The sequence below is a fragment of the Xanthomonas sp. MLO165 genome, from assembly GCF_018831305.1.
Taxonomy (GTDB): domain Bacteria; phylum Pseudomonadota; class Gammaproteobacteria; order Xanthomonadales; family Xanthomonadaceae; genus Xanthomonas; species Xanthomonas arboricola.
The window spans coordinates 3,760,614-3,774,968 of record NZ_CP029263.1 but is presented as its reverse complement, the minus strand read 5'-3'; the positions used below and the strand labels follow the sequence as shown (position 1 = coordinate 3,774,968).

General features: G+C 65.5%; 12 protein-coding genes. 9 read left to right on the top strand and 3 right to left on the bottom strand.

The annotated features are described in order from the left end of the window. Positions 1-245: 245 nt before the first annotated feature. A complete protein-coding gene (locus DGN21_RS15845) occupies positions 246-770 on the top strand; it encodes a hypothetical protein (protein WP_126966876.1) in 525 nt (174 codons plus the stop codon). A gap of 262 nt (positions 771-1,032) precedes the next feature. Here DGN21_RS15845 and DGN21_RS15840 read toward each other — a convergent pair whose 3' ends face one another. Next, positions 1,033-2,289 carry a 6-phosphofructokinase gene (locus tag DGN21_RS15840; RefSeq protein WP_126966875.1) on the bottom strand — a complete coding sequence of 419 codons (1,257 nt, stop codon included), beginning with the start codon at positions 2,287-2,289 and terminating at the stop codon, positions 1,033-1,035. Positions 2,290-2,446: 157 nt separating this feature from the next. Between DGN21_RS15840 and DGN21_RS15835 the strand changes: the two genes are divergently transcribed. From DGN21_RS15835 to DGN21_RS15820, 4 genes are all read left to right on the top strand, one after another. Continuing rightward, the gene (locus tag DGN21_RS15835) at positions 2,447-3,010 is read left to right on the top strand and encodes an adenylate kinase (protein ID WP_024940086.1); all 564 of its coding nucleotides are present in this window, start codon (positions 2,447-2,449) and stop codon (positions 3,008-3,010) included. A gap of 342 nt (positions 3,011-3,352) precedes the next feature. Continuing rightward, positions 3,353-4,723, top strand: a complete 1,371-nt coding sequence (gene mpl / locus DGN21_RS15830) for a UDP-N-acetylmuramate:L-alanyl-gamma-D-glutamyl-meso-diaminopimelate ligase (protein ID WP_184429083.1) — start codon at positions 3,353-3,355, stop codon at positions 4,721-4,723. Continuing rightward, positions 4,720-5,316, top strand: coding sequence for an LON peptidase substrate-binding domain-containing protein (locus DGN21_RS15825; RefSeq protein WP_126966873.1), 597 nt, complete (start codon positions 4,720-4,722; stop codon positions 5,314-5,316). Before mpl ends, DGN21_RS15825 begins: the two co-directional genes overlap by 4 nt. 146 nt (positions 5,317-5,462) lie before the next feature. Next, complete coding sequence (locus tag DGN21_RS15820; protein ID WP_024938088.1) at positions 5,463-6,347, top strand: bestrophin family ion channel; 885 nt, start codon at positions 5,463-5,465, stop codon at positions 6,345-6,347. A 400-nt stretch (positions 6,348-6,747) separates the two neighbouring features. Here DGN21_RS15820 and DGN21_RS15815 read toward each other — a convergent pair whose 3' ends face one another. Continuing rightward, a complete protein-coding gene (locus tag DGN21_RS15815; RefSeq protein WP_024938089.1) occupies positions 6,748-8,835 on the bottom strand; it encodes a bifunctional DedA family/phosphatase PAP2 family protein in 2,088 nt (695 codons plus the stop codon). A 159-nt stretch (positions 8,836-8,994) separates the two neighbouring features. On the opposite strand from DGN21_RS15815, the gene DGN21_RS15810 reads away from it, so the two are divergent. The 4 genes from DGN21_RS15810 to DGN21_RS15795 all read left to right on the top strand — a co-directional run bounded on the left by DGN21_RS15810 (position 8,995) and on the right by DGN21_RS15795 (position 12,917). Then, a complete protein-coding gene (locus tag DGN21_RS15810; protein WP_104555305.1) occupies positions 8,995-9,654 on the top strand; it encodes a serine/threonine-protein kinase in 660 nt (219 codons plus the stop codon). 208 nt (positions 9,655-9,862) lie between these two features. Further along, positions 9,863-10,678 (top strand): NAD(P)-dependent oxidoreductase, encoded by an 816-nt coding sequence (locus DGN21_RS15805; RefSeq protein ID WP_126966872.1) that lies wholly within the window; start codon positions 9,863-9,865, stop codon positions 10,676-10,678. A 227-nt stretch (positions 10,679-10,905) separates the two neighbouring features. Then, entirely contained in the window at positions 10,906-11,868 is a 963-nt protein-coding gene (locus DGN21_RS15800) for a YiiG family protein (protein ID WP_184429115.1), read from the top strand. A gap of 107 nt (positions 11,869-11,975) precedes the next feature. Beyond that, entirely contained in the window at positions 11,976-12,917 is a 942-nt protein-coding gene (locus tag DGN21_RS15795) for a YiiG family protein (RefSeq protein WP_184429081.1), read from the top strand. A 538-nt stretch (positions 12,918-13,455) separates the two neighbouring features. Here DGN21_RS15795 and DGN21_RS15790 read toward each other — a convergent pair. Then, the gene (locus DGN21_RS15790; protein ID WP_024938093.1) at positions 13,456-14,328 is read right to left on the bottom strand and encodes an ion transporter; all 873 of its coding nucleotides are present in this window, start codon (positions 14,326-14,328) and stop codon (positions 13,456-13,458) included. Positions 14,329-14,355 lie beyond the last annotated feature (27 nt).

Sequence of the window (14,355 nt, the reverse complement as noted above, 5' to 3'; positions counted from 1 at the left end):
CCTCCCAGAGAATGGATGTCGTCCGGTCGGGACGAACCAAGGGCGATGCACGCAGCGAGTGGGGTGGCGAATACGGACTCGACGGCCATGGAGGCCGCAATGCGCGTCGCGATGTTCGGGTGGCCGGATTGCGGGCGAGTATGCGCCGCGGCCTGCGCCGCTGCCACCACTGCGGCTTTGGCGCGTCGTTCAGTCGCGGCATGACAGCCTGCGGCCAACGTGATCGAGCCGATCCAGGAGTGACGATGTCCAACCATGCCGCGTCAACATATGCCGTGACCATCGCTGCAGTGCTGCTCAGCGCCCATGCGCTCGCTGCCGACCCGACGCCGGAGCTGAAACAGCGCCCGGCCGGCACCGCGCAAGCGGTCGGTGCCGTGCACACCCTGCGCCAGATTCCAGAAGCCTGTGCGCGCCTGGAAGGCGTGTTCACCGGCAATGCTGCGCAGCCGTATACGTTGTCGGTGGTGCGCAGCAGTCCCACCTGCCAGCCACGCGCCCGCTTCGTGGATTTCGCCAAGGCCACGCCCAGCGTCGCATCGGGCTGGATCTACAACGACGTGATCCGCGTCCCCAGCGCAGCCTGCCCGGCGCAGCAGGCAGTAGTGCGCATCTGGCGCAAGCCGGTGGATGCCAAGCCGCAGCTCGATGGCCAAGGCCAGTCGCGCATCTATCTGGAAGATGCCAAGCAACAGGCTGCCGCCGGAAAGATTCCGCAGGTGCCGATGTTTGCTGCGCAGATGACGGTGGAAGGCAAGGACTGTCAGTAACTCAGGCGTCCGCTTCAGTCATTCTATTCAACGACAAACCCCGGCCAAGGCCGGGGTTGTCTGCATGACGCTTCACAAGGTCACATGCGTCGTCGCAGCGGCGCATCCGTCGGTCAATGTCGTCAAAAACCTGGACGACCAGGCGGGGCGCTGTATCGATGACCGCATGCCGTGTTGCGGTGCATGAGCACTGTGGCAGAGGTGCGAGTGGGTGTATGGGCGTGCAGCGCCCATTAGCGCTTCCGGTCGCCCACGCCGACGCTCATCCCGCCCACGTCGGCAGTTTTTTCGACACCGCCACATTCTTCAACGTCACATACTTCGGCAACCCATCGCTGCCGTAGGCCAGCGGCGCTTCGCCCTTGATCAACGGGGCGAAGTAGCGGCGGGCGCGCTCGGTGATGCCGAAGCCGTCCTTGCGCAGGAAGCTGGGCGGCATCTTCTTTTCGTGGTTGGCCACCTTGTGCAGCGGGGCCGGCACGATCTTCCAGCGGTATGGCGCGTCGCTGACGCGTTCGATCACCGGGATCACCGCGTTCATGCCCTTGAGCGCGTATTGCACCGCGGCCTTGCCGACGGCCTGTGCCTGCTCCCAGTCGGTCTTGGAGGCCAGATGGCGTGCGGAACGCTGCAGGTAATCGGGCAGGGTCCAGTGCACCTTGTAGCCGAGTTCCTGCTTGACCTGCGCGGCCAGGAACGAAGCCACGCCGCCCAGTTGCGCATGGCCGAACGAATCGGCCGCGCCGCCAGCATCGGCGACGAAGCTGCCGTGCGCGTCCTGGATGCCTTCGCTTGCGACCACCACACACCAACCGACCTTTTCCACCACCTGCTTGACCTTGGCCAGAAACGCGGCCTGGTCGTAGGCCCGCTCGGGCAGCAGGATGATCTGCGGTGCGTCGTCCGGGCCCTGGCCGGCCAGGCCTGCGGCAGCGGCCAACCAGCCGGCGTGGCGTCCCATCGCCTCGTAGATGAAGACCTTGGTCGAGGTGTCGGCCATGGCGGCGACATCCAGTGCCGCCTCCCGCACCGACACCGCGGTGTATTTGGCCGCCGAGCCGAAGCCGGGGCAGGTATCGGTCACCGCCAGATCGTTGTCGATGGTCTTGGGCACGCCGATGCAGTGCAGCGGGTAGCCATAGGCCTTGGCCAGCTGCGAGACCTTCCAGGCGGTATCGGCCGAGTCGTTGCCGCCGTTGTAGAGGAACCAGCGCACGTCATGCGCACGCAGCACATCGAGCAGGCGCTCGTACTTGGCGCTGTCTTCTTCCAGCGATTTGAGCTTGTAGCGGCACGAGCCAAACGCGCCACCCGGGGTCTGCGCCAGTGCGGCGATCGTGGCGGCGGACTCCTTTGAGGTGTCGATTAGCTCCTCGCGCAATGCGCCCAGGATGCCGTTGCGTGCGGCCAGCACCTTGATCTTGCGAGCGCGCGCCTCGGTGATCACGCCGGCGGCGGTGGCGTTGATGACGGCAGTGACGCCGCCGGATTGGGCATACAGCAAGTTGCCAGTAGACATAGGGGGGCGGGCTCCTCGATGGGACATGGCGCAGGGGACAGTGCCGGGACATTCCCCGGATGCGGTAAGCTGCACGACCATACGGTCAGCGCTGGCGAAGACCTGAGTCTAACGCCGCCAACCGCAACGCGTTTTTATTCGAAAGTGGAGTCCACTGATGCGATTGGTTCTGTTGGGACCGCCCGGTTCGGGCAAGGGCACCCAGGCGACACGTCTCAAAGACAAGTTTGAGATCCCGCATATTTCCACCGGCGATCTGCTGCGCGCCGAAGTGGCCGCCGGCTCGCCGCTGGGCCTGAAGGCCAAGGAAGTGATGGCACGCGGTGATCTGGTCTCCGACGAGATCCTGCTCGGCATGCTGGAGGCGCGGCTCGGTCAGGCCGATGTCGCCAAGGGTTTCATCCTCGACGGCTATCCGCGCAACGTGGCGCAGGCCAATGCGCTGGACGACCTGCTCGGCAAGATCGGTCAGCCGCTGGATGCGGTGGTGCAGCTGGATGTGGCCAGCGAATTGCTGGTCGAGCGCATCGCCGGCCGCGCCAAGGCCGAGGGCCGCGAGGACGACAATCCCGAGTCGGTGCGCAAGCGCCTGCAGGTCTATACCGACTCCACGGCACCGGTGATCGGTTTCTACGAACAGCGCGGCAAGCTGGCACGCGTGGACGGCGTGGGCTCGCTGGATGAAGTGCTGGAACGTATCGGCACCGCGCTCGGTCGCTGAGACGGTTCGGGCCGGGCCGTGCGCCCGGTCCATCCGCCGCGCTGGAAGCCGTCGCGGCTTGCGTAACGCATTGATTGCGCAAAAGAAAAACCCCGGACGTACAAGACGCCCGGGGCAGAATAACGCCAGCAATGAGCTTGCTCAGAGCTCCACAGCATGAGCTCCCTGGGGATTTGGCCTCTTGGGGAGTAGGACCAAAGGGGTGCTGCGACTGGCGTTCAGCATAGTGATGGATGTGACGCAGTTCGCATATCGGGAAATTCCCGACAGTACGGTAGGTCTTTCCTGACACTGCGCTCGGCAACGAGGCGGAATGGCCGGCAACTCCGGCGATCGGCGACAATGCGCCCCATGACCAAACTCCACATCCTCGGCATCGCCGGGACCTTCATGGGCGGTGTCGCCGCCCTTGCGCGCGAGCTGGGCTGGCAGGTAGAGGGCAGCGACCAGGCCATCTATCCGCCGATGTCCACCCAGTTGGAAACCCTCGGCATCGCGCTGGCACAAGGCTACGCGCCGTCCAATATTTCGGCCGATGCCAGCGACGTCGTCATCGGCAATGCCTTGTCGCGCGGCAACCCGGCGGTCGAAGCAGTGCTCGATGCCGGCCGTCGCTATAGCTCCGGTGCGCAATGGCTGGCCGAGCAGGTGTTGCCGGGCCGCGACACCCTGGCCGTCGCCGGCACCCACGGCAAGACCACCACCACCACCATCCTGAGCTATCTGCTGGAAGCTGCCGGGCGCGCGCCGGGCTTTCTGATCGGTGGTGTGGCCGAAGACTTCGGGGTCTCGGCGCGGCTGGGCCAGGGACGCGAATTCGTGGTGGAAGCCGACGAATACGACACCGCGTTCTTCGACAAGCGCAGCAAGTTCGTGCATTACCGGCCGCTGGTGGCGATCCTCAACAACCTCGAGTACGACCACGCCGACATCTTTCCGGACGTGGCCGCGATCCAGCGCCAGTTCCATCATCTGGTACGCACGGTGCCGGCGCGCGGGCGGCTGATCGTCAACGGCGAGGATGCGCGCCTGGCCGAGGTGCTGGCGATGGGCTGCTGGACCCCGGTGGAGCGCTTCGGTTTCGATGCCTCTCTCGAGTGGAGCGCACGCTTGATCGCCGCCGACGGTAGTGCATTCGCGGTGCTGCAGCGTGGGGTGGAGATCGGCCAGGTGCAGTGGCCGCTGGTCGGGCGGCATAACGTGCTCAATGGATTGGCGGCACTGGCCGCCGTGCATGCGGTAGGCGTGGATCCGGCAACGGTGATGCCGGCGCTGGCGCGCTTTCAAAGTGTCAAACGGCGCTTGGAGCGGTTGGGGCAGGCACGCGAGATCACCGTATACGACGACTTCGCCCATCACCCCACCGCGATTGCGACGACCTTGCAAGGCCTGCGTGCGAAGGTCGGCGCGGCGCGCGTGCTGGTGGCAATGGAGCCGCGCAGCAATTCGATGCGGCTGGGCGCACATGCGCAGGCATTGGCGCCGTCGTTGCGCGATGCCGATGCGGTGGTGTTTCTGCATCGCCCCGAACTGGCCTGGGACGCCGCACCGATCATCGCGCAGGTGCGCGGCGACGCGCACGTGGCGCATGACGTGGAGGCGTTGCTGCAGACACTGGGCGCGATTGCGCAGCCGGGCGACCATGTGGTGTTCATGTCCAATGGCGGTTTCGATGGCGCGCCGCGTCGCTTCCTGACGCAATTGTCCTCATGACCGGCCTCACGACCGCCGCCGACACCAGCGCCTTGCCGCTGTTTCCGCTGCACAACGTGCTGTTGCCGGGTGCGGCAATGGGTTTGCGCGTGTTCGAGCGCCGCTATCTGGACCTGGTGCGCGAGAGCGGCCGCGCCGGCAGCAGCTTCGGTGTGTGCCTGATCCTGGATGGCAGCGAAGTCGGCGTGCCGGCCACACCGGCTGCGTTCGGTACCGAAGTGCGTATCGAGGATTTCGATGTCGGTGCCGACGGCGTGTTGGTGCTGCGCCTGCGTGGCACGCGTCGCTTCCGTGTGCAGCGCTCGCGCATCCGCGACAACGGGTTGGTGGTTGGCGAGGTGAGTTGGTGCGAGCCCGACAGCGATGACGAACTGCGGCCCGAGCATGGCCTGCTGGCGACCGTGCTCGAGCGCATGCTCGAACAGGTCGGCGGCCAATTCGCCTCTGCCGGGCCGGAACTGCTGGACCAGGCGGCATGGGTCGGCTGGCGCCTGGCCGAACTGCTGCCGCTGACCGAGCAGCAGCGTCTGTCGCTGTTGCAGCTGGACGATCCGCATCGGCGCCTGGACCAGTTGCTGGCCTGGATGCCGTGACGCGGTGAACCAAGCGCGCGCGTAACCCGTCACCGCGCTTGCACCCCTGCAACGGCACACTCGCCACGCTTGAGTGCGCTCACGATGGCATCCATGCAGTGGATGCGCGCATGGGCGTCACCCGTTTTCGATCCACGGAGTGTGCCTTGATCATCGATGTCAAACCGCGTGTGGCGGATGTGTTCAGTCAGGTCTGGCGGACCCTGGCGGTATTGTTCGTGTGGGACGTGTTGATCACGATCATCTACTACGTGCTGCCGTTCCGCGCGCCCGCATTGCCGTTGACCATCTTCGGTTCGGCGCTGGCGTTGTTCCTGGGCTTTCGCGCCAACTCGACCTATCAACGCTGGTGGGAAGGGCGTGTGCTGTGGGGCCAGATGATCAATGCATCGCGCAATCTGGTCCGCCTGAGCGTCAGCATCCTGTCCGCGCCGGAAGCGGCAGCACTGGGCCGCACCATCGCGCTGCGCCAGATCGCCTACGTCAATGCGTTGCGCTGCCAGCTGCGGCGGCTGCCGGTGGCAATGGCGCTGGAGCCGCGTCTGCATGCCGACGAAGTGGCCGCGGTGATCACCCGCACCAATGTCGCCAATGGCCTGCTCGACACCACCGGACGCAGCGTCGAGCAGGCGCGTCGCGATGGCTGGATCGACAGCATTCAACAAGCCAGTGTCGAGCGCATCCTGGTGGATATCGCCAACGCGCAGGGCGGCATGGAACGGCTGAAGAATACGCCGTTGCCGTACCAATACCGCTTCTACCCGAACCTGTTCACGCGGCTGTTCTGCGTGCTGCTGCCGATCGGCCTGGTGGAGACGCTGCAATATGCGACGCCGGTGGGGTCGACGGTGGCAGGTCTGATGTTCCTGGCAGTACTCAAGATCGGCGACGAACTGGTCGACCCGTTCGCCAATGCCATCCACGACCTGCCGCTGGACAGCATGTGCCGGACGGTGGAAATCGACGCCTTGCAGGCGATCGGCGAACAGGCGCCCGAGCCGATGCAGCCGGTGGATGGCGTGCTGTGGTGAGTGCATCGCGCCTGCATCAATGCGGTTTGTGCGTATCCAGACGGCGTTGAGGCGCAGGCTCTCGGTCAGCTCGAGAGCTGATCGAACGCTGCGGATGCGTCGGTTGTAGGGCGGCTGATCTGCAGACTGGCTGCAGGGGGCCTTGCCCGCCTACCGTCACGGGACACGCTGCAAATCCGTCCATGTAGGTTCTTGCGCGGACGCGGCACCTATGCCGCGTAAGGTCCCGCGAGCGGTGAGGCAACGCGCACTCGACCAACCAGGCTGTTGAGCTGAACATTCGGCCGCATCCACGCGACGCGAGCGCGTTGCCGCCATCGGTACAGCGTTCAAGAAGTTCTCCTGGCGGCTGCTGTCTACAGAAGGGCGCGTTCGCTGGCCGCCGCTGCTGCCCGATTGATCAAGGACGCTGTCGTGACGGATCCGATGCAGCCGGATCGGACGCGGTGGTTTCCGTTTGTGATGCAGCGCTGTCTTTGTCCTCTCGCTGCAGCGCATTTGCCGACGTGCTGTCGATCAATATCACTGGGACCTGCGAGCGCCGACGCTGTTCGACGCGATGCGGCAATGGGCCGAGTGCTTCACGTAATGCGCTTAGCGCCGGGTCGACCCCACGCAGCGGATACCACAGGCCGATCAGGCTGAAGTGGCGGCTGTAGCGCAGCGTCTGCGTGCTGCCCACCCACAAGGGTTGCGCGCCGGGCTGCAGGCGTGCGGCCGCCGGCCACAGGCGCAACACATGCACATGGCCGGGCGCAGCGTGACGCACCATCAGCAGCGCTTCGACCTGCGTGTCCAGCGTGGCCGGCAGGATCGGCACCTCGTCCGGGCGGCCGCCGACATCCAGCAGATGCAGCGCCTGCTCCCAGCCGGCTTGTGGCTGCATGCGCCACCCGCGTGCTTCCAGCTGGCGCTGCAGCGGTGCCAGCGGGCCGGCCAGTTGCACGTCCAGCGGCCAGCGCTGGTCGTCGTCGAATTCGTTGCGGCGTGCCGGCAGCAGGCGCCACTGGCCATCCCACCAGTCGCTGGCGGGCAACTCCATCAGCAACGGTGGCGGTGGTTCGAACCTGGCCAGTTTGGTGCCCAGGTTGCGCGGTGCGAACACGATCGCGCAGGTCAGGAACACGCCGTAGAAGATCCACGAGACCGGCTTGACCCAGAACGCACGGGTGGCACGACGGCGATAGGCGATGCCCAGCACCAGCAGCCAGAAGATGCCGAACAGCATGCCGCCGACCACGTCGCTGAGCCAGTGCGCGCCCAGATACAGGCGCGCGAAGCCGATCAGCGACACGATCGCGCCACTGACCAGATACGGCCATACCCGGCGCCGGCCCGGCAGCTCGCGCGCGATCAGCAGCGCGAAGAAGCCAAAGCCGATCGTGGCCATGGTGACCGCCACCGACGGAAACCCGAAACCGCTGCTGGCCGCCGGCGGGCGCACCACCTGCACGGTGGCGCCCAGCAGTTGTGTCAACGCCAGGCCGAAGGCCAGTGCGATCACCCAATGCGCCACCGCCATCCAGCGGCGCCGCCAGGCCAGATAGCCCATTGCCGCCGCGATCGCCGGCAGCAGCACCTGCCAGTCGCCCAGCGAGGCCAGCGCAACCATCGGGTAGTCGGCCAGCGGGTTGCGCAGCGCCAGCATCAGATCGTGCACGGCCAGGTCCACGCGCAGCGGCTCACCGTGCGCCAGCACCACCATCAGCAACACGAACCAGCCCCAGCCCAGCAGCAACAGCATCAACGCCATCATCGCCAGCGGTACCGACTCGCGACGGCGCGGGTCGAATACGCTCACCGACCAGTTGCCCAGCACCGGATGCCGATGCGACCACTCCAGCAGGCGCGCCAGCAAGGCGTCCAGGTGGCCGGCCGACCAGCGGTACGAGTACAGCACCATCGCCCAGGCCAGGCCGATCACTGCGGCCAGCAAGGCGACCACCACGAACAGGCGGCCGGCGACTGCAGCCACCGCGTCGTAGGCAGTGCCCAGCACCCAGCCGGGCACCAGGAACAGCAGCGCCCACGAGATGCAGGCCAGGCCGCTGGCGATCAGATAGCGCTTGAACGGCATGTGCGACATGCCGGCGATGGCCGGCACGAACGGCCGCACCGCGCCCACGTAACGCGCGATCAGGATGCTCTTGAAGGCATTGCGCCGGAACAGCAGCTCGCCGCGCTCCAGCAGTTGCGGGTAGCGGCGAAACGGCCAGTAGGTGTGCAACTGATGGCCCCAACGATGGCCGACCCAGAAGCTGAGCGCATCGCCGATGAAGGCGCCCAGGGTGGCGCAGGCCACCGCATACGGCCCGTTGATCTGACCCAGCCCGATCAGCACACCGATGGCGAACAGCAACGGCAGCGCCGGCACGATGGCGCCAAGCACGATCACCGCATCGGAAAATGCGATGGCAAAGATCACCACGCCAGCCAGGGTGGGGTGGTGTCCGATCCACTCCAGCGTGGCGTCGATCCATGAATTCATCCGGCGATTATAGGTGGGCATGGCGATGAGGTGACTTGCGCCCTCGTCACATCGCCCGGTCCGCTTCACCTCAGGTTGCGGGCTGGCAACGCCGCACGCCGCAGTGGCATGCAGGCAACGCACGCTGTGGCGATGCGGGCGCCCCGCCTACAATGGGGGATGAGTGACGAACCCGCCGGCAACCTGCCGCTGAAGTCCGATACCTTCGGGCGCATCCTGCTGATCCGCAACGCCGATCGCCTGTTCGTGCGGCGCGACCTGAGCGCGGCACCATGGCTGCTGCGCGGGGTGGCCTGGTGGCTGGCGCGGCGCGAAGCCCTGGCGCTGCGCCAGCTCGATGGCCTGGCGCGGACACCGCGTCTGTTGCACTGGGACGGACGCCATCTGGACCGCAGCTATCTGGCCGGCGACGCGATGTACCAGCGCCCGCCGCGCGGCGATCTGGCCTACTTCCGCCGTGCGCGCAGGTTGTTGCAGCAGTTGCACCGCCGCGGGGTGGCACACAACGATCTGGCCAAGGAAGCCAACTGGCTGGTGCAGGACGACGGCAGCCCGGCGGTGATCGATTTCCAGCTGGCGGTACGCGGCAATCCGCGCGCGCCCTGGATGCGTCTGCTTGCACGCGAAGACCTGCGGCACCTGCTCAAGCACAAGCGCATGTACTGCCCGGCCGCGATCACCCCGGTGGAACGTCGCGTGCTCAAGCGCACCTCCTGGGTCCGCAAGCTGTGGTTCGCCACCGGCAAGCCGGTCTACCGCTTCGTGACCCGCCGCGTGCTGCATTGGGAAGACAACGAGGGGCGGGGGCCGAGGCCCTGAGGGGCGGGGAATGGTTATTGGGGATTGGGGATTCGTAAGAGCGTATGGCTTGGGCCTGCGGGTTGGTCGATGCAAGTGGGGGAGGCGATACGCTTTTGCGAATCCCGAATCCCGAATCCCGAATCCCGAATCCCGAATCCCGAATCCCGCACCGTTCTTGCTCGGGTTGTAAGCTTTTGCGAATCCCCAATCCCCAATCCCCAATCCAATGACCCTAAACGGCAAAACCCTCCTCATCACCGGTGCCTCGCGCGGGATCGGCCTGGCGATTGCGTTGCGGGCGGCGCGGGATGGGGCCAATGTGGCGATCGCGGCCAAATCGGCAGTGGCCAATCCCAAGTTGCCCGGCACCATCCACAGCGCGGCCGCGGCGGTGACTGCGGCCGGTGGGCAGGCGCTGGCGCTCAAGTGCGATATCCGCGACGAAGCGCAGGTGCGTGCCGCGGTAGCCGCCACGGTCGATGCGTTTGGCGGCATCGATATCCTGGTCAACAACGCCAGTGCGATCTGGTTGCGTGGTGCGCTGGAGACGCCGATGAAGCGCTTCGACCTGATGCAGCAGGTCAACGCGCGCGGCAGTTTTCTGTGCGCGCAGGCGTGCCTGCCGCATCTGTTGCAGGCGCCCAATCCGCATATCCTCACGCTGGCGCCGCCACCGTCCTTGAACCCGGCGTGGTGGGGCGCGCATACCGGCTACACGCTGGCCAAGATGGGTATGAGCCTGGTGACGCTGGGGCTGGCAGCCGAGTTCGGCCCGCAAGGCGTGGCGATCAATGCGCTATGGCCGCGCACCGTGATCGCCACCGATGCGATCAAGATGATCGATGGCGTGGACGCAGCCGCGTGTCGACGGCCGGAGATCATGGCCGACGCGGCACATGCGGTGCTGACGCGCGAGGCGGCCGGATTTCATGGCCAGTTCCTGAACGACGACCAGGTGCTGGCCGAGGCCGGCGTCACCGACCTGAGCGGCTACGCGGTCGACCCGTCGCGTGCGTTGTTGCCGGACCTGTTTCTCGACTGAGCGCGGCCAACGGCCCGCGCGCGCAGCCGGCCTGATACGGCTACGCCGTCAGCGGCGCATGCGGCCAGCGCGATTCGAAAAAATCGATGCGGCGGACCAGTGGCCGCGCCCCGGCGTGCCAGCCATGCCGTCGGCGCCCGGGCGTGAGCACAGGGAGTTCACAGTCGTGTTTGCTATCGTGCGCGGCTGAAACCGTTTCCAACAGGGATGTACAGCGCGTGTCTTCGATGTTCCGTGTAGTCGTTTTGGCGGCGTCCGTGTCCGTCCTGGTGGCCGCTTGCGGCGGCAAGTCGCCGCCTGCAACCGATGCCAAGACGAGTGAAAAACAGCCGGACTCCCTGCAAGGCGTGACCGCAAAGCTCGGCGCCTACATCGACTGCTTCAACCGCATCGACGCGAAGGTGCACGCCGGCGCCAGGCAATACACCGGCTGGATGCAGGACCCGTTCGCCGGCCCCACCGGTCGCGAATCCGGCATGACCGGTCCGTACGATATCGACGCCTACGACATGAAGCAGTGCGATGCGCCGGTCAGCGCCGCCGCTGCGGCGAACCCGTCGCTGCCTGCATTGGACAAGGCGGCGCGCGACTACCGCGCGGCATTGAAGGCGCTGCAGCCGATCAGTCACGCGGTAGCCGACTACTACACGCGTCAGGACTACGAAGACGACCAGTTCGCCAAGGGCAAGCAGCTGCACCCGGAGCTGATGGAGGTGCTGGCTACCTATGCCGATGCCAGTACCGCCTTCAGCGCCGAACTGGACACCCAAAACGACGCGGCGCAACGCGAAAAACTCAAGATGCTGGAGCAGGGCGAGGGCCGCACGCGCGAATACTACCGGCTGGCGATGATGCTTGACGCCAAGGAGATCGCCGATGCGCTGGAAGAGCAGCAGTTCGACGTGCCACGGGTCAATACGCTGCTGGACGGCTTCAACCGCCTCTCCGACGAGGCGCATGCCAAGGTGGCCGATCAGGAACCGGGCAGGCTGGACTGGAATAGTTTCGAGACCGCTGCGGAAACCTTCCGCAGACAAGCCAAGGCGCGGGTGAAACGCGTGGTCGAACGAACGCCCTATAGCAAGATGGAACAGGGCTGGCTGGACAACCCCTCGCTGGCGCCGGAGGGTTCGCCACGCAAGTTGCTCAACACGTACAACGCGCTGGTGTTCGAAAGCAATCGTCAGTAATTGCCGCGCTGCACCCGCCGCGCGCGTACCGAGGGTGCGCCGCGCCAGATGTCATTCGGCCGCACGCTGCGGCAGTCACCTCGTTCAACCCATCACTGGAACCCAAGATGACCCTTCGACTTCGTTATGCGCCGCTCACCGCGGCGATGACTTTCGCCGCGATGCTTGCCGGCTGCCAGAAAGACGCACCCGCCGCCGCAGTGGAAGGTGCCGACAAGATCAATGCCTACATCACGTGCTTCAACGGCGTTGAGCAGCCGATCCACGAGAGCTACCAGCAATACATCGAGTGGATGCAGGACCCCGAGGCTGGCCCGACCGGCAAGGAAAGCGGTATCCATGCACCGGGCACGGTACTGTCGCATCACGTGGACGAATGTGGTGCGCCGATGACCGCGGCGCTGGCGCAAACGCCGGCCAACCCCGAGCTCGATCCGGTGGCCAAGACCTATCAGGAACGGTTCACCGCACTCAACGAGCGTATCGGCGAAGCGGTGCGCTACTACGACCGCGAGGATTATCTGCGCGACGACGGCAAGGGCATGAAGGCGCTGCACGCGCCGTTGATGCAGGCCTATCAGGCCTTCTTCGAAGCCGGCGAAGCTATGAATGCCGCACTCGAACGTAACGAAGACATGCGTCGCCAGGCGCAGATCGATGCGATCGAAAAGGAAGAAGGTCGCAGCGCCTCCTGGTATCACCTGAAGATCATCGGCGAAGGCAAGCAGCTGGTGCAGGTGCTCGACAGCGACACGCCGGATCTTGCCGCAGCGCAGTCCCAGCTCGCGCGTTACCAAGGCATTCTGGAAGAGGCGCAGAAAGCCAAGATCGGCCAGGGCGATGCGATGTGGGGCCACATGGAACGCTCTGCCGACAAGCTGGCACGCGAGTCGGGACGATTGGTCGAACGTATCCGCACCAAGACACCATTGAACAAGAGCGAGCAGATGCTGCTGGAAAGCGGTTCGATGCCGCCGGGCGGCACCCGCCAGGCCGTGCTGGCCAGCTACAACGATCTGATCGACATGAGCAACCGTATGTCGCATTGATGCTGTGCAGGCATTCCTGTCGCGTTGTGTAAGCGGATCGCGCACTGCTTTTACCGTGCACACCGATTATCTCGACAGGTCCTTGCCCGCCCATCGTCGCGGGACCTTACGCGGCATGGATGCCGCGTAAGAGCCTACAAGGACGTACTTGCGGCGTGTCCTGCGATGGTGGGCGGGCAAGGGCCCCGCGGCCAAGCAACAGATCATTCGTTCTACGGTTGATCCATCAGCACTATCCAGGTCCATCGAAACACACCACATAAAGAAGTCGAGACCTCGAAGCGTGACCGTGTTTAGGCGCGATCAGCTGCTGAGATCAAAAGTTCGGCGAGTCGACGGCGCGATGCCTCCACCGCTTGCGGGACATGCCGTGAATCCGTGCCAGCAGGCTCCGTAGCGGCATCCTTGCCGCCAGGGGTTCCGAAATCAATAAGACCACCGCACATGTCAGCCTTGTTGCATGCCGATGGGAACCGCAAAGCCGGCTGCCTCCGCTTCTCGGCGGGCGCAGGCGTTGCGTCGCGTCGGCAGCACCGCGTCAGCCGTTGGAGATCTCCGGCAGCGGCTCGGCACACTGGCGGCAATAGCGTGCGTCGGGCGCGTGGCCTTCCAGCCCGCAACGTGGACAATTGCGCGCATCGCGCTTGCCGGTGTGGCCACCTTCGCGCAGCGTGCTGGCCAGCTCGGCGGTGTAGATGCCGGTGGGCACGGCGATGATGCTGTAGCCGATCAGGATCAGGGCCGAGGTGATGAAGCGGCCCAGCGTGGTCTGCGGCACCAGGTCGCCAAACCCCACGGTGGCCATGGTCACGATGGCCCAGTACATGCTGGTCGGGATGCTGGTGAACCCATGTTGGGGGCCTTCGATCACATACATCGTGGCGCCGGCGATCACGGTGATGGTGAGCACGCTGAACAGGAACACCAGCACCTTGCGCCGGCTGCGCCACAGCGCGTCCACCAGTTGCCCGCTTTCTTCGATGTAGCGGGTGAGCTTGAGGATGCGGAACAGGCGCAGGATGCGCAGCACACGCACCACCAGCAGCGTCTGCGCACCGGGCACGAAGAACGACAGATAGCTGGGCAGGATCGAGAGCAGATCGATCACGCCCCACACGCTCAATGCGTAATGCAGCGGGCGCCGCACCACCGCCAGGCGTAACGCGTATTCGACGGTGAACAGGACCGTGAACGCCCATTCCAGCGGCACCAGCCAGTGCGCCGAATGCGAATGGATGCGCGGCACGCTGTCGATCATGATCACCACCACGCTGGTGAGGATCGCCACCACCAGCATCAGGTCGAAATTGCGCGATGGGCGGGTGTCGTGCCGGTAGATGATGTCGAACCATTGCCGGCGCCAGCCGTGATCGGTGGCGGGAGTGAGCTGGGGATCGGAGAAGGGGCGCATTCGCGCATTGTGCCGCAGGCCGGCGAA

Bases quoted from the DNA above. Each gene is read 5' to 3' on its own strand.
- DGN21_RS15815 (WP_024938089.1), bottom strand. From the start codon at position 8,835: ATGAATTCATGGATCGACGCCACGCTGGAGTGGATCGGACACCACCCC.
- DGN21_RS15800 (WP_184429115.1), top strand. From the start codon at position 10,906: ATGTTCCGTGTAGTCGTTTTGGCGGCGTCCGTGTCCGTCCTGGTGGCC.
- DGN21_RS15840 (WP_126966875.1), bottom strand. From the start codon at position 2,289: ATGTCTACTGGCAACTTGCTGTATGCCCAATCCGGCGGCGTCACTGCC.
- DGN21_RS15845 (WP_126966876.1), top strand. From the start codon at position 246: ATGTCCAACCATGCCGCGTCAACATATGCCGTGACCATCGCTGCAGTG.
- mpl (WP_184429083.1), top strand. From the start codon at position 3,353: ATGCGCCCCATGACCAAACTCCACATCCTCGGCATCGCCGGGACCTTC.
- DGN21_RS15795 (WP_184429081.1), top strand. From the start codon at position 11,976: ATGACCCTTCGACTTCGTTATGCGCCGCTCACCGCGGCGATGACTTTC.
- DGN21_RS15825 (WP_126966873.1), top strand. From the start codon at position 4,720: ATGACCGGCCTCACGACCGCCGCCGACACCAGCGCCTTGCCGCTGTTT.
- DGN21_RS15835 (WP_024940086.1), top strand. From the start codon at position 2,447: ATGCGATTGGTTCTGTTGGGACCGCCCGGTTCGGGCAAGGGCACCCAG.
- DGN21_RS15805 (WP_126966872.1), top strand. From the start codon at position 9,863: ATGACCCTAAACGGCAAAACCCTCCTCATCACCGGTGCCTCGCGCGGG.
- DGN21_RS15810 (WP_104555305.1), top strand. From the start codon at position 8,995: ATGAGTGACGAACCCGCCGGCAACCTGCCGCTGAAGTCCGATACCTTC.
- DGN21_RS15790 (WP_024938093.1), bottom strand. From the start codon at position 14,328: ATGCGCCCCTTCTCCGATCCCCAGCTCACTCCCGCCACCGATCACGGC.